This is a genomic window from Serratia sp. Tan611, assembly GCF_905188235.1.
In the GTDB taxonomy this organism is placed as follows: Bacteria; Pseudomonadota; Gammaproteobacteria; order Enterobacterales; family Enterobacteriaceae; genus Serratia_B; species Serratia_B rhizosphaerae.
In genome coordinates, this window is sequence record NZ_LR994655.1 from 3,352,092 (window position 1) to 3,376,954 (window position 24,863).

Annotated in this window: 18 protein-coding genes; 10 read left to right on the forward strand and 8 right to left on the reverse strand. The window is 58.4% G+C overall.

The window, feature by feature from the left end; all coding sequences use genetic code 11:
- Positions 1-212: 212 nt before the first annotated feature.
- Genes TAN611_RS15855 through rcsB form a run of 4 tightly spaced genes read left to right on the forward strand, consistent with a single transcriptional unit; the run spans position 213 to position 5,204 of the window.
- The gene (locus TAN611_RS15855) at positions 213-617 is read left to right on the forward strand and encodes a DUF4186 domain-containing protein (protein ID WP_105231901.1); all 405 of its coding nucleotides are present in this window, start codon (positions 213-215) and stop codon (positions 615-617) included.
- Positions 618-671: 54 nt separating this feature from the next.
- Positions 672-1,826 (forward strand): MFS transporter, encoded by a 1,155-nt coding sequence (locus TAN611_RS15860; RefSeq protein WP_105231902.1) that lies wholly within the window; start codon positions 672-674, stop codon positions 1,824-1,826.
- 20 nt (positions 1,827-1,846) lie between these two features.
- Complete coding sequence (rcsD, locus tag TAN611_RS15865; RefSeq protein WP_203066722.1) at positions 1,847-4,561, forward strand: phosphotransferase RcsD; 2,715 nt, start codon at positions 1,847-1,849, stop codon at positions 4,559-4,561.
- Positions 4,554-5,204, forward strand: a complete 651-nt coding sequence (rcsB, locus tag TAN611_RS15870; protein ID WP_105231904.1) for a response regulator transcription factor RcsB — start codon at positions 4,554-4,556, stop codon at positions 5,202-5,204. The genes rcsD and rcsB overlap by 8 nt, the downstream gene beginning before the upstream one ends.
- A gap of 54 nt (positions 5,205-5,258) precedes the next feature.
- On the opposite strand, the gene rcsC is transcribed toward rcsB, so the two are convergent.
- On the reverse strand, positions 5,259-8,138 hold the full coding sequence (gene rcsC / locus TAN611_RS15875; RefSeq protein WP_187044373.1) for a two-component system sensor histidine kinase RcsC: 2,880 nt from the start codon (positions 8,136-8,138) through the stop codon (positions 5,259-5,261).
- 157 nt (positions 8,139-8,295) lie between these two features.
- On the reverse strand, positions 8,296-10,938 hold the full coding sequence (gyrA, locus tag TAN611_RS15880) for a DNA topoisomerase (ATP-hydrolyzing) subunit A (RefSeq protein ID WP_105231906.1): 2,643 nt from the start codon (positions 10,936-10,938) through the stop codon (positions 8,296-8,298).
- Between the two features lie 191 nt (positions 10,939-11,129).
- On the opposite strand from gyrA, the gene ubiG reads away from it, so the two are divergent.
- The 4 genes from ubiG (at position 11,130) to yfaE (ending at position 16,068) form a co-directional block, all read left to right on the forward strand.
- A complete protein-coding gene (ubiG, locus tag TAN611_RS15885) occupies positions 11,130-11,855 on the forward strand; it encodes a bifunctional 2-polyprenyl-6-hydroxyphenol methylase/3-demethylubiquinol 3-O-methyltransferase UbiG (RefSeq protein WP_105231907.1) in 726 nt (241 codons plus the stop codon).
- A 433-nt stretch (positions 11,856-12,288) separates the two neighbouring features.
- Positions 12,289-14,577, forward strand: coding sequence for a class 1a ribonucleoside-diphosphate reductase subunit alpha (gene nrdA, locus TAN611_RS15890; RefSeq protein ID WP_105231908.1), 2,289 nt, complete (start codon positions 12,289-12,291; stop codon positions 14,575-14,577).
- A 98-nt stretch (positions 14,578-14,675) separates the two neighbouring features.
- Complete coding sequence (gene nrdB / locus TAN611_RS15895; protein WP_105231909.1) at positions 14,676-15,806, forward strand: class Ia ribonucleoside-diphosphate reductase subunit beta; 1,131 nt, start codon at positions 14,676-14,678, stop codon at positions 15,804-15,806.
- A 1-nt stretch (position 15,807) separates the two neighbouring features.
- The gene (gene yfaE / locus TAN611_RS15900; protein WP_105231910.1) at positions 15,808-16,068 is read left to right on the forward strand and encodes a class I ribonucleotide reductase maintenance protein YfaE; all 261 of its coding nucleotides are present in this window, start codon (positions 15,808-15,810) and stop codon (positions 16,066-16,068) included.
- A 132-nt stretch (positions 16,069-16,200) separates the two neighbouring features.
- Here the strand turns inward: yfaE and TAN611_RS23720 are convergent, their stop codons facing one another.
- Positions 16,201-16,416: a Hok/Gef family protein gene (locus tag TAN611_RS23720; protein ID WP_015673130.1), complete on the reverse strand. Its 216-nt coding sequence runs from the start codon at positions 16,414-16,416 to the stop codon at positions 16,201-16,203.
- A gap of 166 nt (positions 16,417-16,582) precedes the next feature.
- The gene (locus tag TAN611_RS15910; RefSeq protein WP_111736726.1) at positions 16,583-17,779 is read right to left on the reverse strand and encodes a nicotinamide mononucleotide deamidase-related protein YfaY; all 1,197 of its coding nucleotides are present in this window, start codon (positions 17,777-17,779) and stop codon (positions 16,583-16,585) included.
- Between the two features lie 244 nt (positions 17,780-18,023).
- Here TAN611_RS15910 and tyrP point away from each other — a divergent pair, with 244 nt between their 5' ends.
- Positions 18,024-19,232, forward strand: coding sequence for a tyrosine transporter TyrP (tyrP, locus tag TAN611_RS15915; protein WP_187044371.1), 1,209 nt, complete (start codon positions 18,024-18,026; stop codon positions 19,230-19,232).
- Positions 19,233-19,279: 47 nt separating this feature from the next.
- Here tyrP and TAN611_RS15920 read toward each other — a convergent pair whose 3' ends face one another.
- Positions 19,280-19,822, reverse strand: coding sequence for a YfaZ family outer membrane protein (locus tag TAN611_RS15920; RefSeq protein WP_105231913.1), 543 nt, complete (start codon positions 19,820-19,822; stop codon positions 19,280-19,282).
- A 345-nt stretch (positions 19,823-20,167) separates the two neighbouring features.
- On the opposite strand from TAN611_RS15920, the gene katA reads away from it, so the two are divergent.
- The gene (katA, locus tag TAN611_RS15925) at positions 20,168-21,604 is read left to right on the forward strand and encodes a catalase KatA (RefSeq protein ID WP_105231914.1); all 1,437 of its coding nucleotides are present in this window, start codon (positions 20,168-20,170) and stop codon (positions 21,602-21,604) included.
- 39 nt (positions 21,605-21,643) lie between these two features.
- Here the strand turns inward: katA and menE are convergent, their stop codons facing one another.
- Genes menE through menB form a run of 3 tightly spaced genes read right to left on the reverse strand, consistent with a single transcriptional unit; the run spans position 21,644 to position 24,863 of the window.
- Positions 21,644-23,035 (reverse strand): o-succinylbenzoate--CoA ligase, encoded by a 1,392-nt coding sequence (gene menE / locus TAN611_RS15930; RefSeq protein ID WP_203066723.1) that lies wholly within the window; start codon positions 23,033-23,035, stop codon positions 21,644-21,646.
- The gene (gene menC, locus TAN611_RS15935; protein WP_203066724.1) at positions 23,023-24,006 is read right to left on the reverse strand and encodes an o-succinylbenzoate synthase; all 984 of its coding nucleotides are present in this window, start codon (positions 24,004-24,006) and stop codon (positions 23,023-23,025) included. The genes menE and menC overlap by 13 nt, the downstream gene beginning before the upstream one ends.
- Positions 24,006-24,863 (reverse strand): 1,4-dihydroxy-2-naphthoyl-CoA synthase, encoded by an 858-nt coding sequence (gene menB, locus TAN611_RS15940; protein WP_111736723.1) that lies wholly within the window; start codon positions 24,861-24,863, stop codon positions 24,006-24,008. Before menB ends, menC begins: the two co-directional genes overlap by 1 nt.

The window sequence follows — 24,863 nt, forward strand, 5'->3', positions numbered from 1 at the left end:
ACTTACAGAAATAATCCCTGATTTAAACTTCCGCACTTATCGCTAAACGTTTTATTTATTTTGGTCTACACATTGATAGCTGGAAAATAAATAAACACTTTCGGCGTAATTATTGACCAGCGAGATAATAAATATCGCCGCCGGCCAGCGTTCGTCGCCCGTCATAAAATCTGTTATTCTTGCCGGGTGATTATTGCTTACGGCAACCCCATATGCACTCTCAACTCGAAACCCGATGGCAGCGGCTACAGACCTCGCCATTCCGCGCCAAATTCCGCCTGAACGATAAAGATCGGCTCTACCTGGAAAAGAAAGGCCTCGCCGTGATCCTCAGCCACGCACGCGATTTCATCGACCAGCGTCTGGCCGACGCCCAGCCCAAAAACGACGGTAAACAGACGCCGATGCGCGGCCACCCGGCGTTTGTCGCCCAACACGCCACCGCTACCTGCTGTCGCGGCTGCCTGGCGAAATGGCATGCCATTCCCGCCGGCCAGGCGCTGAACGAACAACAGCGGCGCTACATCGTGCAGTTAATTGCCCTGTGGCTGGTGCGCAAAGCCGGCGCGCAGGCCGACGAGTGCGCAAATGTTTTCGACCCCGATCGCGCTTTGTGATAAAAACACACCACAACTTAAGCCACCATTTCCTAACAGATCCTTGATGCCCACATGACATCCACTTTGTGCACCGAACAGCAACAGCCCGGCGTTCCCGAACAGATAGCCACCCGCATCGCCTTTTTTGTCTCCGGCCTCGGCATGGCGGCCTGGGCGCCGCTGGTGCCTTTCGCCAAACTTCGTCTGAACCTGGATGATGGTTCGCTGGGACTGTTGCTGCTGTGCATCGGCGCCGGGTCGCTGCTGGCCATGCCGCTGACCGGGTTGCTGACCGGCAAGCTCGGCTGCCGGCGCGTTATCCTGCTGGCCGGGCTGGCATTGTGCGTCGATCTGCCGCTGCTGGTGCTGATGGATTCGACGCCGGGCATGGGACTGGCGCTGCTGCTGTTCGGCGCCGCCATCGGCATGATTGACGTCGCAATGAACATCCAGGCGGTGATTGTCGAACGCGCCAGCGGCCGGGCGATGATGTCCGGTTTTCACGGCTTCTTCAGCATCGGCGGGATCGCCGGCGCCGGCGGCGTCAGCCTGTTAATGTGGCTGGGGCTTAGCCCGCTCTCTGCCGTGCTGACCACGGTGCTGGCCATCGCGCTGCTGCTCGCTCTGGCTCAGAAGAACCTGCTGCGCGACAGCGACGCACAAGACGACGGCCCGCTGTTTGTGCTGCCGCGCGGCTGGGTGATGTTTCTCGGCACGCTGTGCTTTATTATGTTTCTGGCGGAAGGCTCCATGCTGGACTGGAGCGCCCTGTTTCTGACGACGCTGCGCGGGGTCGAACACAGCCAGGCCGGACTGGGCTATGCGCTGTTTTCCATCGCCATGACCATCGGCAGGCTGAACGGCGACCGGGTGGTCAACGCCCTGGGACGCTATAAGATATTGCTGCTCGGCAGCCTGTGCGCCGCATTGGGGCTGACGCTGGCGGTGGCCTGCGACAACGCCGTTATTGCCCTGCTGGGCTTTATGCTGGTAGGGCTGGGCGCTTCCAACGTGGTGCCGATTTTATTCAGCGCGGCGGGTAACCAGCGTGATATGCCGGCCAATCTGGCGATCGCGTCGGTAACGACCCTCGGCTATGCCGGTATTCTGGCCGGGCCGGCGCTGATCGGATTTATCGCTCAGGTCTCCAGCCTGACCGTGGCCTTCGGCTGCGTCACCGCGCTGCTGCTGGCGGTAGCCGCCAGCGCCAAAGCCGTTACCCGTTAACTCAGGACGCTGCGTCAACTATGCAAAATCAACAACTGACCATCAGTTCCGGCAATATCATCCGCTGTTTTCTGGTGTTTATTGTGCTGCTGTTTGTCAGCCTCGGCCTGTATGGCTACAACTATACCAACGCCTATCTGAGCGATAAAAAATCGGCGCTGAACACCATCGTCAAAAGCCTGCAAAAGCGCGTGGATACCTACCGCTACGTCACCGAACAGGTTTATGAACGCTTCGGCAATACGCCGATGCTGCAAGCCGCGCCGTCGGTGATGGAAACGCGTCTGCGCCCGGACGTCTACTACGTCGATAAGCCGTATAAAAAAACCGACGCGGTGATTTTCGGCAATCACGACGCCAACACGCTGGCGATGATGGCCCATATCTCCGACTATCTGGATAACCGCTGGGGCGCAAACACCGAAAACTACGCGATGTACTACCTGAACGGGCAGGATAACAGCCTGAGCCTGGTGACCACCCAATCGCTGAAAGATCTGACGTCACGCTTCCGGGATAGCTACCTGACCAACTCGGCCGAGGATCGCCGCACCGAAATGCTGCAGCAGGCCAATATGCTGGACGAACGCGAGAGTTTCTCCACCCTGCGCAAACAGCGTTTCCAGAACGCCTATTCGTTCTCTATCCGCACCACCTTTAACCAACCGGGCCATCTGGCGACGGTGATCGCCTTCGATCTGCCGATCAACGACATTATTCCGTTCAATATGGCTCGCGCCAACTTCGAGCTACAGCCGGTCGACGACGGTATCGATCCGGCGGGCAGCGAAGACGACACTACGACCAGCATGCCCAACACCCCGCAGGTGACGCTGTCAGGCAGTTGGGTCGAGTTCAGCGCCAGCCTGCCCAACGCGCCGCTGAACATGGTGTACCGCGTATCGGTGCTCAGCCTGGCCATCGACCTGCTGCGCAACAACATGTGGCTGCTGGTGACCAATCTGGTGCTGTTCATGCTGTCGCTGATCGCCATCTATTTTATCCGTCACCAGTATGTCCAACCGAGCGAAACGCTGGCCGACGAGCTGGACGCCGAGCGGGCGCTGAATCAGGAGATTATCGCCAGCCTGCCTTCGGGACTGCTGGTGTATGACTTCGCCAGCAATACGGTGATCGCCAGCAACAAGATTGCCGAGCACCTGCTGCCGCATCTCAGCCTGCAGAAAATCGCCCATATGGCGCAGCAGCATCACGGCGTAATCCAGGCCACGGTCAACAACGAAGTGTATGAGATACGCATCTTCCGCAGCCAGCTGACGCCGGAAACCTATCTGTTCCTGCTGAACGATCAGGACAAAGAGGTGATGGTCAACAAACGCCTGCAGCAGGCACGCCGCGAATACGATAAAAACGTGCAGGCGCGCAAGCTGATGCTGCATAACCTCGGCATTGAGCTGAACCAGCCGATGCAGCAGATTCACGACATGGCCGACCGGCTGCGCACCCAGGCGGACCCGCAGCAGCAACAGCAGCTGGTGAACCAACTGTTTGATGAGTCGGCGTCGGTGTTGGCGCTGATCGACAATATCACCCTGCTTACCCGCCTGGAAACGCAGGACTGGCAGCCGGCCAGCCAGCCGTTCAGCCCGGCCGCGCTGGTGGATGAACTGCTTAGAGAGGTGCTGCCGGCGCTCAACCGTAAAGGTCTGGCGCTGTTCAACCACTATCAGCTCGACGTCAACCAAACGTATATCGGCGATGCCAACGCCCTGCGCAAGGCGCTGTCGCTGCTGATCCGCTACGCCATTATCACCACTGCCTACGGCAAGATTTCCGTCGTCGTTAACCACGAGCCGGAACGTCCGGAGCAGCTGGTGTTCCATATCAACGACACCGGCGCAGGCATCTCCAACGAAGAGATCAGCAACCTGAACTATCCGTTCCTCAGCCAGACGCTGGTCGACCGCTTCGACCACGGTTCCGGCCTGACGTTTTTCCTCTGCAACCAGCTGTGTAAAAAACTTAACGGCCAGTTGGATATCCGCAGCAAGGTGGATATCGGCACGCGTTACACCATTCGCGTACCGATGGCGCTGGAGCGCCAGGACGAGGAAGAGCAGGAGAAATTGCTGGACGGCGTCACCGCCCTGCTGGAAGTGACCTCCGACGAGATCCGCGGCATCGTCACCCGTCTGCTGCATGCCTACGGCGCTGACTGCATCATTGCCGACGACCGGAAAATCAAGCGCGACTACGACGTGCTGCTGACCGATAATCCGCAGCGGGCCGATGACTATACCCTGTTGCTCAGCAGCGACGAGAACGGCTGGCAGCAGCTGAACAAACGCTATATTCGCGTCAACTACAACCTCGGCAGCGCGATGATCGATGCCATTCTGCTGCTGATTGAACAGCAGATGGCGGCGCTGGATCAGCCGGAAAACCCGCCTGAAATCGGCGCAGATGATATCCAACTGTATGAAAAACAGCTGAAATCAAGTGATTACTATGGCTTGTTTATCGACACAGTACCCGATGACATCAAAAAACTGTATACTGAGGCGGGCAGCGGTGATTTCGAGGCGCTGTCTCAAACTGCTCACCGCCTGAAGGGGGTGTTTGCCATGTTAAACTTGCTTCCCGGCAAGCAACTGTGTGAATCGCTAGAACAGCACATCGCTGACGGTGATGCGCTTAAGATCGAGAACAACATCAGTCAGATTGATTTTTTCGTCAGTAGACTGCTGCAGCAAGGTAACCAACTACATGAATAACCTGAACGTAATTATTGCTGATGACCATCCTATCGTACTGTTTGGCATCCGGAAGTCACTCGAGCAAATTGAATGGGTGAATGTCGTTGGGGAATTTGAAGACTCAACAGCGCTGATCAACAGTCTGTCCAAACTGGACGCCAATGTACTGATCACCGACCTGTCCATGCCCGGCGACAAATACGGCGATGGCATTACGCTGATTAAATACATCAAACGCCATTATCCGCAACTGTCGATCATCGTCCTGACCATGAACAACAACCCGGCCATTCTCAGCGCGGTGCTGGATTTGGACATCGAAGGCATCGTACTGAAACAGGGCGCGCCGACCGATCTGCCGAAAGCACTGGCGGCGCTGCAGAAAGGCAAGAAGTTTACGCCGGAAAGCGTGTCGAAACTGCTGGAGAAAATCAGCGCCAGCGGCTACGGCGACAAACGTCTGTCGCCGAAAGAGAGCGAAGTGTTGCGCCTGTTCGCCGAAGGCTTCCTGGTGACCGAAATCGCCAAGAAACTGAACCGCAGCATCAAAACCATCAGCAGCCAGAAAAAATCGGCAATGATGAAGCTGGGCGTCGACAACGACATCGCCCTGCTCAACTACCTCTCTTCCGTCAGTATGACACAGTTGGATAAAGACTAATCCATCCTGAAACGGGGCCTGAAGGCCCCGTTTTTTTATCCCCGCAAACCTGCCCTACTCCGCATCTTCGCGCGCCGTATCCTGATTCTGCTTGCGCACGATGGCGGAATAGACCGCCAGCGTCTCTGCCAGCGTATCCAGCGTTACCGGTTTGGACAGGCAGTTATCCATGCCGGCCTCAATACAGCGCTGTTTTTCTTCCGCCAGCGCGTTAGCCGTTACGCCAATCACCGGCGAGGTGAAATTCAGCTCACGCAGCCGCTGAGTCAGGCGATAGCCGTCCATATTCGGCATGTTCACGTCGGTCAGCACGATATCCACGCTCTCATGGTTCAATACCCCCAGCGCGTCGACGCCGTCATTGGCGGTCACTACCCGATATCCCAGCGATGTCAGCTGGTCGGAGAGCAGGCGGCGATTGATCGGATGGTCATCAACCACCAGCAGGCGGATATCTCCGTTGTCGACGCCGCAGTTTTTACTTGGCGACGGCAGCGGCATCAGCGCCTTGGCATGACCGTCCTCAAGACCAAACAGCCGGTTGAGCAGGCCAATGGTCTCACGCGGCGTGGAAGTACTGTGCCGCCAGTAGCCCGGATGCAGCTCCTGCGACGGGCCGATATGTTCGGTCGAGAAATAGATATGCGCCAGCAGCGGCGTATTCACCTGCAGATCGTAATCGCTGAGCAGTACGTCGCCGGCGGCAGTGGCCTGACCTTCGTAGCGCAATACCGCCGCGCCGCGCGCATCCAGCAACGCCATCAGATACTGCTCCAGCCGCTGGTTGCGTACGTCCAGCCATAGCGTTTTGCCCTGCCAGGCGTCGCTCGGCTGCGGCGCCGGGTATTGCGCGTTAAACAGCGGCAGGCGAACAGAGAACATGCTGCCCAGCCCCGGTTCGGACTCCACGGCGATATCGCCGTCCATCATGTTGATCAGTTTCTCACAGATCGCCAGCCCCAGACCGGTGCCCTGGAAATGGCGCTGCACGCCGGTGCCCACCTGGAAGAACGGATCAAACAGCCGGCTCACCTCTTTCTCCGGGATCCCCACACCGGTATCGCGCACGCTGAAGATCAGGTAATTATCCTGCGCGCAGACCTGCAAAATAATACAGCCGGTATCGGTAAACTTGATGGCGTTATTCAACAGGTTCGACAGCACCTGCTGCAGACGCACCGGATCGCCCGAAATGCGCTCCGGCACGCTCTGTTCAATAAAGCAGTACAGCCCCAGGCGCTTTTTCACCACCAGCGGCAGATAGTTGCCGGCAATGTGGGTAATCACCTCCAGGCAAGAAAACTCGCGCGGCTCAATCTTCAGCTGTTCGGACTCGATTTTCGAGAAATCCAGAATATCACTGATGATTTTCAGCAGCAGGCTGGATGAGTTATTCATCGCGTTGACCAGCCGGTCGACCCCCTCCGGCAGCGCCTTGGTCTGCAGCAGGTCAAGGTTGCCGATAATGCCGTACAGCGGGGTGCGCAGCTCATGACTGACCGTCGCCAAAAACATGGATTTCGACTGGCTGGCCTGTTCCGCCGCCGCCGCCATCTCCTGCAGCGACTCTTCCATCTTCACGCGCGCGCTGACGTCCACCAGCACGCAAATCGCTACATCTTCGTTGCGATAGCGGGAATGGACGAAGCTGATCTGCAGATTGTTGTTGTCGCTGGTCATCACATCGACAAAATTCACCTGCTGCTCGCAGATAATGCGCGTGATGCGGTCACGATCCTCATGCGTCAACATATTGATATAGTTGTGCGCCAGTTCGTTACTGAGGATATTGGTGCCGTCGCTGATACGCAAAATACAGATGCCCACCGGCGCTGACGCGACAATCTTGCGGTTAAACTGCTCATGCTCCTCCAGCCGGAAGGCATTCTCCTCCGCCGGCAGGAACATTTTGCGCTCAAACAGCCAGGCCAGGGTAAACAGTATGATGGCCGACAGCAGATTCAGCAGCACCGCGTTGAGAATCAGCATTTTGAAGCGTTCAAGCACGCTCTTGACCGGCAGCGAATAGACGATGCTGAGCGACGAAGGCGGCAGCGCCTTTTTCATGATTAAATCATGATAGCTGTCCACATAGCCGAAATAGGCATGCTCTTCGGGATAGCTGTTCAGCGCTGACGCGTAGCGTTCACCGTCAGTCAGCCGCAGTATCGGCTGATCGTTTTCATCCAGCAACGTTACGCCGACCGGCAGCGTGCCCGGCGTGACGAAATCTTCCAGCCGGATGGTCTGTTCAATGCCCAGCAAGGCTTCCAGCTTATTGCCGATATAAATCGGCGCCAGCACATACAGATACCCCACATCCGGACGCTGCTGGCTGGGGCTTATCCAATAAAGGTTGCTGTCTTTATCCTGGTTTTTGGCGTTGCGGTAGGTCAGGATGCGTTCATGCAGCGACTTCAGGGTGTTTTCGCGGTCTGCGACGTCATTGCCCTTGCCAAATTCCGCCATGCACAGGCTGTCGCCGCCGATAAAGAAGACCCGGTTCAGATCGTAAGCCGCGACGAAGTTTTCTTTCCAATACTGAATCAGGCTGCTGAGTGAATCGAGGGAAGTGCGATAGTTGGTGTTCAGCGAACAGTTTGACTCCGGATACAGCGGGAAAAATTCCGGCGGCGCGCTTTTACCCGGGAAAATCCCGCCCAGAATATCCAGGCTGCTGACGGAACCGTTCAACCGGTTTTCCGCCATATATTTGATATCACGAATGATATCCGCCGAGTGGCGGATGTAGCCCTGCGCCTGATCGAAGTTCAGGTTATATTCCTGCCGCAATTCCGACTCTTTATCGTGCAGGATATTCAGAATATAAAACGTGCTCAGCAGCGCGCCCAGCGACCACAGCAAAACGGCCAGCACCCGGAACATGTAGCGGGAAATTTTTAGCGTGGTACGGAAAGAGGCCAAGTATTTCAATCGGATACCATACAAAAGTGAAGGGGTAACGCACGCGTGAAGCGCGGGTCAGCGCCTGGAAATCTGACGCAATTAAACCATATATCTGAAAAAGGGCCTAGCATCGCTGCTAAGCCCTGTTTTCATCACTCTCACCGACGGGGAAATCCCCTACGGATCAGGCTTCTTCGCCGTCCGTATCGTCAGCGGCAGCGTCGCCGTCATCGTCCAGCGGCGCGGCGTCTTCTTCCGGTACTTCACCCGGTTCAAGACTGTCCAGCTCTTCATCTTCAACCGGTTCGGCCACGCGCTGCAGGCCGACGACATTTTCGTCTTCCGCAGTACGAATCAGCGTCACGCCCTGGGTATTACGGCCCACCACGCTGACCTCCGAGACGCGGGTACGCACCAGCGTGCCGGCATCGGTGATCATCATGATCTGGTCGGTGGTTTCCACCTGCACCGCACCGACAACCTGGCCGTTACGTTCGCTGACCTTGATGGAGATAACCCCCAGGGTCGCGCGCGACTTGGTCGGATACTCGGTGACCGCGGTGCGTTTACCGTAACCATTTTGCGTAACGGTCAGGATATCGCCTTCGCCGCGCGGCACAATCAGGGAAACCACGCTGTCGCCTTCGCCCAGGTTGATGCCGCGTACGCCGGTGGCGGTACGGCCCATGGAGCGCACCTGAGATTCCGGGAAACGCACCACTTTACCGTTGGCGGAGAACAACATCACTTCGTTGCTGCCGTCAGTCAGGTCGACGCCGATCAGCTCATCGCCCTCATTGAGGTTAACCGCAATGATGCCGGCGCTGCGCGGACGGCTGAACTCGGTCAACGCCGTTTTCTTCACCGTGCCGCTGGCGGTCGCCATAAACACGTGACGCCCTTCTTCATACTCGCGCACCGGCAGAATCGCGGTGATACGCTCGTTGGCTTCCAGCGGCAACAGGTTGACGATTGGACGCCCGCGCGCGCCGCGGCTTGCTTCCGGCAGTTGGTAAACCTTCATCCAGTACAGACGGCCACGGCTAGAGAAGCACAGAATGGTGTCATGGGTGTTGGCCACCAGCAGACGGTCGATAAAGTCTTCTTCTTTGATCCGCGCGGCGGACTTGCCTTTGCCGCCGCGACGCTGGGCTTCATAGTCGCTCAACGGCTGGTACTTGACGTATCCCTGATGCGACAGGGTGACCACAACGTCTTCCTGGTTGATCAGATCTTCAATGTTGATATCGGAAGAGTTGGCGGTGATTTCCGTGCGGCGCTCGTCGCCGAACTGATCGCGGATCGCCACCAGCTCTTCGCGGATCACTTCCATCAGACGTTCCGGACTTTCCAGAATAAAGATCAGCTCGGCGATCGTGTTGAGCAGCTCTTTATATTCGTCCAGCAGTTTTTCGTGTTCCAGACCGGTCAGCTTTTGCAGACGCAGATCCAAAATCGCCTGAGCCTGCTGTTCGGTCAGGTAGTATTTACCGTCGCGAATGCCGAATTCCGGCTCCAGCCACTCAGGACGCGCGGCGTCGTCGCCGGCACGCTCCAGCATCGAGGCCACGTTGCCCAGTTCCCACGGCTTGGCCACCAGCCCGGCCTTCGCTTCCGCCGGCGTCGGCGCCTGACGAATCAGCTCGATAATCGGGTCGATGTTAGCCAGCGCAACGGCCAGCGCTTCCAGGATATGGGCGCGGTCACGCGCTTTGCGCAGTTCGAAGATGGTACGACGGGTCACCACTTCACGGCGGTGGCGCACAAAGGCTTCCAGGATGTCTTTCAGGTTCAGCAGCTTCGGCTGCCCCTGATGCAGCGCCACCATGTTGATGCCGAAGGTCACCTGCATTTGCGTCTGCGCGTAGAGGTGGTTCAGCACCACTTCCCCTACCGCGTCGCGGCGCACTTCGATCACGATGCGCATGCCTTCTTTATCAGACTCGTCGCGCAGCGCGCTGATGCCTTCCACGCGCTTGTCTTTCACCAGCTCGGCGATCTTTTCGATCAGCCGCGCCTTGTTCACCTGATACGGGATCTCATGAACGATGATGGTTTCGCGGCCGGTTTTGGCGTCCGCTTCCACTTCGGCGCGGGCGCGGATATACATCTTGCCGCGGCCGGTGCGGTAAGCTTCTTCAATGCCGCGACGGCCGTTGATAATCGCCGCGGTCGGGAAGTCCGGCCCCGGGATATGTTCCATCAGCCCTTCGATGCTGATGTTTTCATCATCAATATAGGCCAGACAGCCGTTGATCACTTCAGACAGGTTGTGCGGCGGAATATTGGTCGCCATACCTACGGCGATACCGGAGGAACCGTTGATCAGCAGGTTGGGGATCTTGGTCGGCATCACCGCCGGCATCTGCTCGCTGCCGTCATAGTTCGGCACGAAATCGACGGTTTCTTTTTCCAGATCCGCCAGCAGTTCGTGAGCAATTTTCGACATGCGCACTTCGGTATAACGCATCGCCGCGGCGGAGTCGCCGTCGACAGAACCGAAGTTGCCCTGACCGTCCACCAGCATATAGCGCAGTGAGAACGGCTGAGCCATACGCACTATTGTGTCGTAGACCGCGCTGTCACCGTGCGGGTGGTATTTACCGATCACGTCACCGACGACACGGGCGGATTTTTTATAGGGTTTATTCCAGTCGTTACCCAGTACATTCATCGCGTACAGAACGCGGCGGTGCACCGGTTTCAATCCATCGCGAACATCCGGCAGCGCACGTCCGACAATAACGGACATTGCATAATCCAGATACGAGCTTTTCAGCTCTTCTTCGATGTTTACCGGTGTGATTTCTCTGGCAAGGTCGCTCATGGAGCTGCTATCCCTCATACTGAATGATTCATCTGCCCTGGCATAGTGCCAAAGGTGTAAAACTATATCACAAAGCGCGCTTTACGGGAAAAATATACCCGCCTTTGTCGGCAAAAATGCGCCGACGGCGACAGGGAGACGACAGAACATGTATAATCCGCCGCAAAGAGAACAAGGAGCCCAACACGCCCATGAATGCTGAATCATCCGGCCGCGCTGCCAACGTCGACCAACAGGAAATCGCCAAATTCGAAGCCGTCGCCTCACGCTGGTGGGATCTGGAAGGTGAATTCAAACCGCTGCACCGCATTAATCCGCTGCGCCTGAACTACATTATGCAGCACGCCGACGGCATCTTTGACAAACAAGTGCTCGACGTCGGCTGCGGCGGCGGCATTCTGGCCGAAAGCATGGCGCGCGAAGGCGCACAGGTCACCGGACTGGATATGGGGGCGGAACCGCTGCAGGTGGCGCGGCTGCACGCCCTGGAAAGCGGCGTTGACGTCAGCTACGTACAGGAAACGGTCGAGAGCCATGCCGAAGCCAATCCGCAACGGTATGACGTCGTCACCTGCATGGAGATGCTCGAGCACGTGCCGGATCCGGCCTCGGTGGTGCGCGCCTGTGCGCAACTGGTCAAGCCGGGCGGCCATGTGTTCTTCTCCACCATCAACCGCAACACCAAAGCCTGGCTGATGGCGGTGGTCGGTGCCGAGTATATTTTGAAGATGGTGCCGCAGGGCACTCACGACCATAAGAAGTTTATCCGCCCTTCCGAGCTTATCCGCTGGGTCGACGGCACCGCGCTGCGGGAAAAGCACATGATCGGCCTGCATTACAACCCGATCACCGACCATTTCAAGCTGGGACGCAACGTTGACGTGAACTATATGGTTCATACCCAACACGTTGGCTAAGTGCCCTCACCCCGCGCCGGACGTGCTCTGATAACGTCCGGCGTGTCAAGCATTACACACAGAATGTCGCGCTTTTTCCGCTTTGATACTGAAAACGCTATATAAACTGTTTTTAATCATATTAAGTTCGATCAATATGCCGTTTTTATCTAACGTTTAAGAAATCGGCAATCGATCAAATTTTTGTAAACCAGAGGAAAATCTTATCGCGCTTATTGACAACCTTCGGGGCCAGACACGGCGCGCACTGGCAACGCACCCCCACATTTCACCCCCAAGTTATCCACAAAATCGGGCCATTTTGTTCACTTGCAAACCCCCGGCTTTCTCACTATCTTGTTACCACATCAATACACACCCCCTATATATAGTGTTTACATACTGAGCAGAGCGACTACACTTCTGCTTAGGGGAATCACACGGACAGGTAAAAATGAACCAAAGTCTACTTGTAACTAAACGCGATGGGCGTAAAGAGCGCATCAACCTCGACAAAATCCACCGGGTCATCGACTGGGCCGCGGAAGGTTTACACAACGTCTCGGTATCTCAAGTAGAGTTGCGTTCACACATCCAGTTTTATGACGGCATCAAAACCGCCGATATCCATGAAACCATCATCAAGGCGGCTGCCGATCTGATCTCGCGCGACGCGCCGGATTACCAATACCTGGCCGCGCGTCTGGCGATCTTCCACCTGCGTAAAAAAGCTTACGGCCAGTTTGAGCCGCCGAAGCTGCACGAGCACGTGGTGCGCATGGTTGAGATGGGTAAATACGATAAGCATCTGCTGGAAGACTACAGCGTCGAAGAGTTCGAGCAGATGAATGACTTTATCGACCACTGGCGCGACATGAACTTCTCTTACGCAGCGGTTAAACAGCTGGAAGGGAAATACCTGGTGCAGAACCGCGTCAGCGGCGAAATCTACGAGAGCGCGCAGTTCTTGTATATTTTGGTGGCCGCGTGCCTGTTCTCCAACTATCCGCGTGAAACCCGTCTGGACTACGTCAAACGTTTCTACGACGCGATTTCCACCTTCAAGATTTCTCTGCCTACGCCGATTATGTCCGGCGTGCGCACCCCGACCCGCCAGTTCAGCTCTTGCGTGCTGATCGAGTGCGGCGACAGCCTGGATTCCATCAACGCCACCTCCAGCGCCATTGTGAAATACGTTTCCCAACGCGCCGGTATCGGCATCAACGCCGGCCGCATCCGCGCGCTGGGCAGCCCGATCCGCGGCGGTGAAGCGTTCCACACCGGCTGTATCCCGTTCTACAAACACTTCCAGACCGCGGTGAAATCCTGCTCTCAGGGCGGCGTACGCGGCGGCGCGGCGACGCTGTTCTACCCGATGTGGCATCTGGAAGTTGAAAGCCTGCTGGTGCTGAAGAACAACCGCGGCGTTGAAGGCAACCGCGTACGTCACATGGACTACGGCGTGCAGCTGAACCGCCTGATGTATCAGCGTCTGATCAAGGGCGGCGACATCACCCTGTTCAGCCCGTCCGACGTGCCGGGCCTGTACGATGCGTTCTTCGCCGATCAGGACGAATTCGAGCGCCTGTACACCCAATACGAGCAGGACAGCAGCATCCGCCAGAAACGTGTGAAAGCGGTTGAGCTGTTCTCGCTGATGATGCAGGAGCGCGCCTCTACCGGCCGTATCTACATCCAGAACGTTGACCACTGCAACACCCACAGCCCGTTTAATCCGCAGATCGCGCCGGTGCGCCAGTCCAACCTGTGCCTGGAAATCGCCCTGCCGACCAAACCGCTGGAAGACGTCAACGACGAAAACGGCGAAATTGCGCTGTGTACGCTGTCGGCCTTCAACCTGGGCGCCATTGAGCACCTGGATGAACTGGAAGAGCTGGCGACCCTGGCGGTACGTGCGCTGGATGCGCTGCTGGACTACCAGGATTACCCGATCACCGCAGCCCACCGCGGCGCCATGGGCCGTCGTACTCTGGGCATCGGCGTTATCAACTACGCCTACTACCTGGCGAAACACGGCGTGCGTTACTCCGACGGCAGCGCCAACAACCTGACGCACAAGACCTTTGAAGCCATTCAGTACTACCTGCTGAAAGCCTCCAACCGTCTGGCGCAGGAGCAAGGCGCCTGCCCGTGGTTCAACGAAACCACCTATGCGCAAGGCATTCTGCCGATCGACACCTACAAGAAAGATCTGGATGTCATCTGCCAGGAGCCGCTGCACTACGACTGGGAAACGCTGCGTAAAGAGATTCAGGAAACCGGCCTGCGTAACTCCACGCTGTCCGCGCTGATGCCGTCGGAAACCTCCTCGCAGATTTCCAACGCCACCAACGGCATTGAGCCGCCGCGCGGCCACATCAGCATCAAAGCGTCGAAAGACGGCATTCTGCGCCAGGTAGTGCCGGAATACGAACGTCTGAAAGAAGCCTACGAGCTGCTGTGGGACATGCCGAGCAACGACGGCTATCTGCAGCTGGTCGGCCTGATGCAGAAGTTTATCGACCAGTCGATTTCGGCCAACACCAACTATGACCCGACCCGCTTTACCGGCGGCAAGGTGCCGATGAAGCAGTTGCTCAAAGACCTGCTCACCACTTACAAGTTCGGTGTGAAGACGCTGTATTATCAAAACACCCGTGACGGCGCCGAAGACGTTCAGGAAGATATTCTGCCGGCCAAAGGCGGCGATGACGACTGCGAAAGCGGCGCCTGCAAGATTTAATTAACGCTGAGGGCCGGGCGTTCGGCCCCTACAAAGTTCGCACGTAGGGGCCGGTATAATCCGGCCCCTATCTGTGTGGTATCAAAGGATTCAGGCTCATGGCTTACACCACTTTTTCTCAGAATAAAAACGATCAACTGCTCGAACCGATGTTCTTTGGCCAATCGGTCAACGTCGCGCGTTTCGACCAGCAAAAATATGAAATTTTTGAAAAGCTGATCGAAAAACAGCTGTCCTTCTTCTGGCGTCCGGAAGAAGTGGACGTTTCCCGCGACCGCATCGACTATCAGGCTCTGCCGGAACACGAGAAACATATCTTCATCAGCAACCTGAAGTATCAGACGCTGCTGGACTCCATTCAGGGACGCAGCCCGAACGTCGCCCTGCTGCCGCTGATTTCGATCCCTGAGCTGGAAACCTGGGTGGAAACCTGGTCCTTCTCCGAGACCATTCACTCCCGCTCCTACACCCATATCATCCGCAATATCGTCAACGATCCGGCGCTGGTGTTTGACGACATCGTCACCAACGAAGAGATCAAAAAACGTGCGAAAGACATTTCGTCCTACTACGACGATCTGATTGCGATGACCGGCTATTACCATCTGCTGGGGGAAGGCGAGCATCAGGTGAACGGTAAAACCATTACCGTCAATCTGCGCGCGCTGAAAAAACAGCTGTATCTGTGCCTGATGAGCGTCAACGCGCTGGAAGCGATCCGCTTCTACGTCAGCTTCGCCTGTTCATTCGCCTTTGCCGAGCGCGAGCTGATGGAAGGCAACGCCAAAATCATCAAGCTGATCGCCCGTGACGAAGCGCTGCACCTGACCGGCACCCAGCATATGCTGAACCTGATGCGCTCCGGCGCCGACGACCCGGAAATGGCCGAGATCGCCGTCGAATGTCAGCAGCAGTGCTATGACCTGTTCGTTCTGGCCGCACAGCAGGAAAAAGAGTGGGCCGAATACCTGTTCAGTGGCGGCTCGATGATCGGCCTGAACAAAGACATCCTGTGCCAGTACGTGGAATACATCACCAACATCCGCATGCAGGCCGTCGGGCTGGGCGCGCCGTTCGAAACGCGCTCCAACCCTATCCCGTGGATCAACGCCTGGCTGGTGTCCGACAACGTCCAGGTGGCGCCGCAGGAAGTGGAAGTCAGTTCCTACCTGGTCGGCCAGATCGACTCTGAAGTCAACGCCGACGACCTGAGCGACTTCGAGCTCTAAGATGGCAACGCCAACCGTCACGCTGCGGGCTTCCGGCACGCAGCTAAACTGTCCGGCGCATGAAAACAGCCTGCTCGACGTGCTGGAGTTGCACGACGTGCAGGTGGAATATCAGTGCCGTTCCGGCTATTGCGGCGCTTGTCGGCTCAAGCTGGTGAAAGGCCAGGTGATCTATCGCCAGCAGCCGCTGGCGTTTATCAATGACGGCGAGATCCTGCCCTGCTGCTGTATGCCGCAGGCGGATATCGAGCTGGAATTGTAAAAGGGTGCCTGAGCCAACGCCTGGATACCAGAAATAGACGGGGTAACCCGGTTGCAGCTCCGCCTCAACCCTGGCAAAACGCTGCGACAGCCTTGTCCGCCTTTCGCCATCTGAGGTTACCCCGCGCTATGATTACCGCTTCACATCACATGCCAGCGTCATGTGGATAGTAATATTCCCCTGGTCAATCTTCAGCTCGCAGAGCGAACCTTTTATCATCCCAAAGAATATTAAAACCGTAATACATACAACGACTAACAGGTGTAGCGCATATTTTTTATGCACTGCTTGCCTCCTTGCGGTGAAGGGGCTACCATACCGGTGTCTAGGCGGTATGAGCAGCCCCATTCTGATTTAGAGTCAGTCTGGGGCTTTCATTTATCCGCCCTGCCACACCATGCTCAAGACGAACAGACTCAAGCACCCGCAAGCAGAATAACAGCATTGTCCCGCGACGAATATCCCCTATAATATTATGATTAATAAGGGATATATCATTAACATCAACGGTTCCTTACTCGATAATCTCCACCATCTCCAACCAGCCGTTTTTACCGCATACCTGCCCACCGGCCAGCCAGCGACGCAGCATATCCAGCGCCAGCATCGCCACCGACTCCTGCCGCAGACGCAGACCATGACGTGAGGCGCGATAGCGCACCGTCTGCCCGACGCTGCCGCGCGGCGTATGCAGCGCAATGCTGACCTGCTCATCCTGCATCGCGCTGACCGCCAGCGCCAGCTGTGCGCCCGCCAGTTGCGCCAGCGATTGTGCGCGCGCGATGACCGTTTCCAGCGTTTCCAGACAGTGCGAAGGCAACAGTTCGCCCCCGGCCAGCGGCGCATCTGCGCTTTGCAACTGCAGGTTGATAAGGCCGGCGCTGAACTGTTCGCTGAGCGCCAGCTTCAGCCCCTGCTGACGCAGTTGCTGCGCCAGCGTTGCCGGCAGCCCCACCGTGCCCTCAAAAATTGTATTGTCGCCGGCGACCTGGCGCACTCGCTGCCAGGCAGCTTCCATCGCCGCGCGTTGTGTTTCCGGGCCGGTCAGCTTCAGCTCGATAATCGGGCTGGAAGAGCGGTAACCCAGCACCACGCCCTCCGGCAACGGCATACCGTCCAGCTCGGCGGCCAGATCGCTTTCCGAGCAGCCGAAGGTAGTCAACCGCAGGCACAGCGGCGGCGCGGACAGCGTAAAGTGCTGACGCAGACGCGGCACAATCTGTTCCGTGACCATGGTTTTAAATTCAGACGGTACGCCGGGCGTAAAGAACATCAGGCACTTATTCAGCCGTAGCATAAACCCACAGGCGGTGCCGACGCGGTTATCGATAAGTTCGGCGTTAGCCGGAATCTGCGCCTGCTTGCGGTTCGAATCGGCCATCGGCCGGCCGCGCTCGGCGAAATACGCCTCCATGCGGGCGATCCATGCCGCCTGCTCCACCAGCTCAACGCCGGAGGCCGTCGCCGCCGCCAGCGCGCTGAGATCGTCGCTGGTCGGCCCCAGACCGCCGTTGACGATCAAGATGTCAGCGATTTGACTGCGTTCCTGCAGCGTTTCAATCAGGGAAGCGAGGCTGTCCCCCACCGTTTCACGCCCGCTCATCGGGATTCCCTGCTGGAACAGATAATCAGCCAGCCAGGCCGCATTGGTATCAATAATTTGCCCATGCAACACTTCGTCGCCGGTGCTGAGCATCTCAACCCTTAACATTGATCTCTCCCACATTTTCTGGTCATTCCACTATAGAAGTCTGTAAATAACTTTTCACTATCTATAAATCGTTTCTTATCACACTAAGCATTTTTCTGAATAACCGCACCGCCCACGATGATGTAAGCATAACTTTACATACCATGTAACGCATGTTTGACATGATTTGCACCTTCAACTATCCTGCCGCTCACGCAAATCGTTACCTATAATTTTTCCAAACTCATCAACCGCAGAGAAAAACGTGAAGAATCGCACTCTTGGCAGTGTTTTTATCGTAGCCGGCACCTCTATCGGCGCCGGAATGCTGGCCATGCCGCTGGCGGCAGCCGGCGTCGGGTTCGGCGTAACCTTGAGTTTACTGATTGGGCTGTGGTTGTTGATGTGTTACACCGCCCTGCTGCTGGTAGAGGTCTATCAGCATGAGCAGGCCGATACCGGCCTCGGCACCCTGGCAAAACGCTATCTGGGCGGCGGCGGGCAGTGGCTCACCAGTTTCAGCATGATGTTTTTGATGTACGCTCTGACCGCCGCCTATATCAGCGGCGCCGGCGAACTGCTGGCCGCCAGCATCAGCCAGTGGACTGACAGCCACATGCCCAATGCGCTGGGCGTGCTGCTGTTTACCCTGATTGCCGGCGGCGTGGTGTGTATCGGCACGCATTCGGTCGATATGTTCAATCGCCTGCTGTTCAGCGCCAAGGTGGTGTTCCTGATCGTGATGCTCGGCCTGATGCTGCCGAATATTCACCAAACCAATCTGATGACGCTGCCGCTGGAGCAAGGGCTGGCGCTGTCGGCCATTCCGGTGATTTTCACCTCTTTTGGCTTCCACGGCAGCGTGCCGAGCATCGTCAACTATATGGGCGGCAATATCCGCAGGCTGCGCTGGATTTTTATCATCGGCAGCGCGATTCCGTTGGTGGCCTACATCTTCTGGCAGCTGGCGACGCTCGGCACCATCAGCTCAGACACCTTTATCGGCATTCTGGCGCAGCAGGCGGGCTTAAACGGGCTGCTTCAGGCGATGCGCGACGTGGTGGCGTCTCCGCACGTTGAACTGACGGTGCACCTGTTCGCTGACCTGGCGCTGGCAACCTCCTTCCTCGGCGTGTCGCTCGGTCTGTTCGATTTCCTGGCCGATTTATGCAAACGCAAAGATAACATCGGGGGGCGTTTGCAGACCGGTCTGATCACTTTCCTGCCGCCGCTGGCCTTCGCGCTGTTCTACCCGCGTGGCTTCGTGCTGGCGTTGGGCTTTGCCGCCATTGCGCTGGCGGTGCTGGCGCTGCTGCTGCCTTCGCTGCTGGTCTGGAAAACCCGCCGTCAGCATCAGACTTCATACCGCGTGTGGGGAGGAACGCCCGCGCTGGCGCTGGTATTCATCTGCGGTATCGCGGTGATCGCCATTCAGTTAAGCATTGCCGGCGGCCTGTTGCCGGCGGTGGGCTAAGCGAAAATAACAACGGGGGCCGAGGCCCCCGTTATGATTGAGTCAGGTCAGAAACTCAAACCGACGCCAATATATGGCCCGTCGGCCAGCGTGTTATCACGGTGCCCGTCTTTACCTTTCATCTTCATATAGCGATAGCCGACATCCACGCTCAGCGGACGCAGGACATTCCAGCGCAGGCCGCCGTTGGCTTCGCTGTACGACTTCACGCCGCTGGTAAAGGCCTCCGGCGCGAAGTAGCCTTCGCCGTACAGGCTGAAGTAACGGTTAATCGTCCACTCCAGGCCGCCGCCCAGCGCCAGCGCCCCGCCGTCTTTGCCCTCTTTCGGGCTCAGATACAGCGCCTTGCCGCCGACGGTCGCACTCAGCGGGCCGGCAGGCAGGCTGAAGGTCAGCCCCAGGCTGCCGACGTTGCCGTCATGGTCGCTGCGCGCCCAGTTGCCGTTCAGGCCAAACCCGGCGCTGTTGCTGCCCAGGCCGACGCCCAGATTGGTGTAATGGCGCCCGGCTTGTGCAGAAACACCGATGGCGCTTGCCGTTCCGCTGACCAGCAGCAGACCTGCTGCGCATGCCACTAAACTTTTCTTCATGTGCTTTCCCTTTTTGCGTTGATCTGTTCGCCTGATATGCGATGGCTGAACGCGCCATCGTAACGCGAAATACCTATACCGAAGCGCAACAGCCTATCAGCGCAGCCTGCGTGAGAAAAACCTTTTCCAATCAAATGAATGTAAATTTTTGCCGATCGACAGGAAAATTCTCACTGTTACCGGCAACAATAACTCAGACCTATTTGCCGCTGCGGATTAATAGGTCTACAAATAATAGTGCTTTACCGACGCGGGACGACAATCCGCTCCGCAGGTAAACACCGTGAACGCTGAGTCACCCGAGTATGCGCTATCACATTTAACTGCTATATCAAGGAGCATAGGATGAGCAAGAAAGGATTGACGACCACGGCCGGCGCGCCGGTTGTGGATAATAATAATGTCATCACCGCAGGCAAACGCGGCCCAATGCTGCTGCAGGACGTCTGGTTTCTGGAGAAACTCGCCCACTTTGACCGGGAAGTCATCCCGGAACGCCGTATGCACGCCAAAGGTTCCGGCGCTTACGGCACCTTTACCGTCACCCATGACATCAGCCAGTACACGCGCGCCAAGATCTTCTCTGAGATCGGCAAACAGACCGAGATGTTCGTGCGCTTCTCCACCGTGGCCGGCGAACGCGGCGCGGCCGATGCCGAGCGCGATATCCGCGGCTTTGCCATGAAGTTCTATACCGAGGAAGGCAACTGGGATCTGGTGGGCAACGACACGCCGGTATTTTACCTGCGCGATCCGCTGAAATTCCCCGATCTCAACCACGTGGTCAAACGCGATCCGCGCACTAACCTGCGCAACCCGGTTTACAAGTGGGACTTCTTCTCCCACCTGCCGGAGTCGCTGCACCAATTGACCATCGACTTCAGCGACCGCGGGTTGCCGAAGTCCTATCGCCATATGCACGGTTTCGGCAGCCATACGTTCAGCCTGATCAATGCCGACAACCAGCGTTTCTGGGTGAAATTCCACTTCCGCTGCGAACAGGGCATTGAGAATTTGATGGACGATCAGGCCGAAGCGATCATCGCCAAAGATCGTGAAAGCTCACAGCGCGATCTGTTCGAGGCGATCGAGCGAGGCGACTTCCCGCGTTGGAAGCTGCAGGTGCAGATCATGCCGGAACATGAGGCGTCGCAAACGCCGTATAACCCCTTCGATCTGACCAAGGTGTGGCCGCACGCCGACTACCCGCTGCTCGACGTCGGTTTCTTCGAGCTGAACCGCAACCCGGACAACTATTTCTCCGAGGTTGAGCAGGTAGCGATGAACCCGGCCAACGTGGTGCCCGGCATCGGTTTCTCGCCGGATAAAATGCTGCAGGGCCGCCTGTTCTCTTATGGCGATGCGCACCGCTACCGCCTGGGCGTTAATCATCACCAGATCCCGGTCAATGCCGCCAAATGCCCGTTCCATAACTACCACCGCGACGGCGCCATGCGCGTGGACGGCAACAGCGGCAACGGCGCCACCTATGAGCCGAACAGCTTCGGCCTGTATCAGGAGCAGCCGGATTTCAGCGAACCGCCATTGAGCATTGAGGGTGCGGCCGACCACTGGAACCACCGCGAAGACGATGATTACTACAGCCAGCCGCGCGCGCTGTTTGAGTTGTTAAGCGCCGAAGAGCATCAGCGGATGTTCACCCGCATCGCCGGTGAGCTGTCGCAGGTGCCCGAGGCTATCCAGCGTCGTCAGGTCGACCTGTTCACCCGCGTCCATCCGGACTATGGCGCCGGCGTCGCCAAGGCGCTGGGTCTGAAATAAAAGGTAATGCAGCGTCAGGGGCCGTTTCTATCCGGCCCCTTATTGACTCGTCGCCCGCCACTGTCGGCTGGCCCACTCCTGCACCTGCCGTCGCGCAATCTTGATGCCACCGCTTTTTAACTGCTCCGGCAAATGCCACAGCGCCACGGGCCGCTGGAAATTCGCCAGCCGATCCTGCGCCCACAGCAGCAGCGCTTCCAGCGACAGCGCGCCGTCCCCTTCAATCACCACTGCCGGACGCTGACCGAACTCGGCGTCATCCACCGGCACCACGAACACCTGCGAGATTTGCGGATGCGCCGCCAGCACCCGCTCCACATCCTCCGGCTGCACGCCCTCGCCGCCGCTGAAAAACAGATTATCCAGGCGCCCGATAACACGCAGCTCGCCCTGCGCCATCACGCCGCGATCGCGGCTGTGGAACCAGCCCTGCGCATCGCCAATCGGCTGCAGCCGGCCGTCGCGCCAGTATCCCAGCGCCATGCTCGCCGCGCGGATCCACACTTCTTCATCCACCAGCCTGATTTCCCGCCCTGCCAACGGCAAACCGACGCCCGGCAGCGCATCGGCACGCTTGGCGCACACCGTCGAGGCAAATTCGGTCAGGCCGTAGCCGCACCAGCAGCGGATGCCTTTGGCCTCCGCCTGCTCCGTCAGGGAGACCGGGATCATTGCGCCGCCAAGCAGCACCGCTTTCAGCGCCAGTGACGCCTGCGGCTGACTGAGCAAACGCCACAGCTGAGTCGGCACCAGCGACGCGTGGCTGCAGCCGGCCAGCGCCTGCGCCAACGGCATTCCGGCTCGCACCACCAGCTGCGCCCCCGCCGCCAGCCAGCGCCAGATGATGCCCTGCCCGGAAACATGATACAGCGGCAGCGACAGCAGCCAGCTGTCGCCGGGCTGAAACGCCATCAGCTGCAGCACTCCTTCCGCGCTGGCCAGATGCCCGGCGCAGCTGTGCGCCGCGGCCTTGGGCAGACCGCTGGAGCCGGAGGTCAACGTCAGCGTCGCCAGGCGTTGGGGTTGCCAGCCGATGTCGCGCGGTTCGCCGCCGCCGGCCGCATCGGCGTCCAGCACCGACAGCCCGCCGATCTCCGCCGGCGTCCCGTCCGGCGCTACGGCGAACCGGATATCCAGCGCCGGCAGCAGCGCTTCCCGCGTCCGCAACGGCAGCGCCGGATTGAGCGGCAGCAGCCGGGCGCCGCACTGCAGCAGCGCCAGATAGGCCAGCAGCAGCGGATAATCATTTTTACCGCACAGCGCCACGCCGCAGCCCGGCGTCACGCCCTGACGCTGAAAGCCCGCCGCCAGCGCATCGATCCGCTGGCGCAGCTGCCGCCAGCTTATCGCCTCCTGGCCTACCGTCAGCGCGGTGTCCGCCGGCCGCTGCCGCGCCCAGTAACGCCACGGCCAGTCGTTCAACTGCGCCATACGCACTCCAGCGCCTCAATATCCAGCAGCGGCAGCGGGCTGCCCGGCCAGCGCCGCAGCAGTTGCGCCTGCATCAGCCCCAGCGTATCCAGCCCCGGTACGGTATCCGGCGTCAGCCAGTGCGCCATCCGCGCCAATTGAGTCAACCCCAGGCTGGACTCAATGCTGGAGCTGATCACCGCCGTCAGCCCGGCCCGATGCGCCTGCTGAATCAACGCGCGGCAGCGGTTCAGGCTGCCGGTCAGCGTCGGTTTTATCACGATGGCCGCCACGCCCGGCTCGGCCTGCACCACAAAGTCCGCCTCGCGCACGCTTTCATCCCAGGCGATGGCGATGCCGCTCTCCTGCGCAAAGGCACGCGACTCTGCGCGGGTTTTGCAGGGCTCTTCAATAAACGCGATGCGCTTGCGCCACGCCGGGTTGACGTATTTGGCGAAGCCGGCGGCCCGCGACAGCGTCCAGCTGCGGTTGGCGTCCAGTCGCAGACGCAAATCCGGCAGCGCCTCCAGCAGCATATTGACCACCATGCCGTCACGTACCGCTTCATACAGCCCGACCTTCACCTTGGCGATCTTGTCGCCCGGCAGCGCCGCCAGTTCGGCAAACAGCGCATCGGGGTCGCCGGTGCACAGCGGCGCCTTGCGGTAATCGGCGTCGGCCGGCAGCTGCTGCCCGCACTCCGCCAGCGCGCAGCTGACGCCGAACGCCACCGACGGCAACCCGCTCTCGGCCGGTAAATCGCCGTCCAGCCAGCCTGGCAACCAGGCCAGCAGCGCCTGCTGCGCCTGCTCCAGCGTCTCGCGGCTGAATTCCGGCAGCGGCGCGATCTCGCCCCAGCCGCTGCGTTCGCCCTGCTGCAGATGCACCAACAGCCCGTCGCGCGTTTTCAGCCGCTGGTGACGCAGCACCACGCCCGCCTCCATCGGCAGGCAATAGCGGTAAACGCCGGCACTACGCTCAGGGGCCGTCATTACGGATTACGCTTGAATTTGCTGAAGTCAGGCTGGCGCTTTTCGTTGAACGCATTACGTCCTTCCTGCCCTTCGTCGGTCATATAGAACAGCATGGTGGCATTGCCCGCCAGCTCCTGCAGACCGGCCTGGCCGTCGCAGTCGGCATTCAGCGCCGCCTTCAGACAGCGCAATGCCATCGGGCTGTTCTGCAGCATCTCGCGGCACCAGCGCACCGTCTCTCTTTCCAGCTCGGCCAGCGGCACCACGGTATTGACCAGCCCCATATCCAGCGCCGCCTGCGCGTCATACTGACGGCACAGGAACCAGATTTCCCGCGCCTTTTTCTGGCCGACAATGCGCGCCATATAGGAAGCGCCCCAGCCACCGTCAAAGGAGCCGACTTTCGGGCCGGTCTGGCCGAATATCGCGTTGTCCGCCGCAATGGTCAGATCGCACATCATATGCAACACGTGACCGCCGCCGATCGAATAGCCCGCCACCATCGCCACCACCGGTTTCGGGCAGGTGCGGATCTGGCGCTGAAAATCGAGCACGTTCAGGTGGTGCACGCCGCTGTCGTCCTGATAGCCGCCGTAGTCGCCGCGCACCTTCTGATCGCCGCCGGAGCAGAACGCCTTGTCCCCCGCGCCGGTCAGGATAATCACGCCGATGCCGTCGTCGTAACGCGCATTGCTGAGCGCCTCAATCATCTCTTTTACCGTCTGCGGACGGAAAGCGTTGCGCACCTGCGGGCGGTTGATGGTGATTTTCGCGATGCCGTCGTGTGACTTGTGATACAGGATATCGCTGAAATCGCCGCTGCAGTCTTGCCAGTCGATGGCGGCGTACAGGTGTTCTTCATTCGGATAAAGCAT

Excerpts from the sequence above, each read along its gene's own strand:
- TAN611_RS15855 (WP_105231901.1), top strand. The coding sequence starts at position 213 with ATGCACTCTCAACTCGAAACCCGATGGCAGCGGCTACAGACCTCGCCA.
- TAN611_RS15860 (WP_105231902.1), top strand. The coding sequence starts at position 672 with ATGACATCCACTTTGTGCACCGAACAGCAACAGCCCGGCGTTCCCGAA.
- rcsD (WP_203066722.1), top strand. The coding sequence starts at position 1,847 with ATGCAAAATCAACAACTGACCATCAGTTCCGGCAATATCATCCGCTGT.
- rcsB (WP_105231904.1), top strand. The coding sequence starts at position 4,554 with ATGAATAACCTGAACGTAATTATTGCTGATGACCATCCTATCGTACTG.
- gyrA (WP_105231906.1), bottom strand. The coding sequence starts at position 10,938 with ATGAGCGACCTTGCCAGAGAAATCACACCGGTAAACATCGAAGAAGAG.
- ubiG (WP_105231907.1), top strand. The coding sequence starts at position 11,130 with ATGAATGCTGAATCATCCGGCCGCGCTGCCAACGTCGACCAACAGGAA.
- nrdA (WP_105231908.1), top strand. The coding sequence starts at position 12,289 with ATGAACCAAAGTCTACTTGTAACTAAACGCGATGGGCGTAAAGAGCGC.
- nrdB (WP_105231909.1), top strand. The coding sequence starts at position 14,676 with ATGGCTTACACCACTTTTTCTCAGAATAAAAACGATCAACTGCTCGAA.
- yfaE (WP_105231910.1), top strand. The coding sequence starts at position 15,808 with ATGGCAACGCCAACCGTCACGCTGCGGGCTTCCGGCACGCAGCTAAAC.
- TAN611_RS23720 (WP_015673130.1), bottom strand. The coding sequence starts at position 16,416 with ATGGGGCTGCTCATACCGCCTAGACACCGGTATGGTAGCCCCTTCACC.
- TAN611_RS15910 (WP_111736726.1), bottom strand. The coding sequence starts at position 17,779 with ATGTTAAGGGTTGAGATGCTCAGCACCGGCGACGAAGTGTTGCATGGG.
- TAN611_RS15920 (WP_105231913.1), bottom strand. The coding sequence starts at position 19,822 with ATGAAGAAAAGTTTAGTGGCATGCGCAGCAGGTCTGCTGCTGGTCAGC.
- katA (WP_105231914.1), top strand. The coding sequence starts at position 20,168 with ATGAGCAAGAAAGGATTGACGACCACGGCCGGCGCGCCGGTTGTGGAT.
- menE (WP_203066723.1), bottom strand. The coding sequence starts at position 23,035 with ATGGCGCAGTTGAACGACTGGCCGTGGCGTTACTGGGCGCGGCAGCGG.
- menC (WP_203066724.1), bottom strand. The coding sequence starts at position 24,006 with ATGACGGCCCCTGAGCGTAGTGCCGGCGTTTACCGCTATTGCCTGCCG.
- menB (WP_111736723.1), bottom strand. The coding sequence starts at position 24,863 with ATGCTTTATCCGAATGAAGAACACCTGTACGCCGCCATCGACTGGCAA.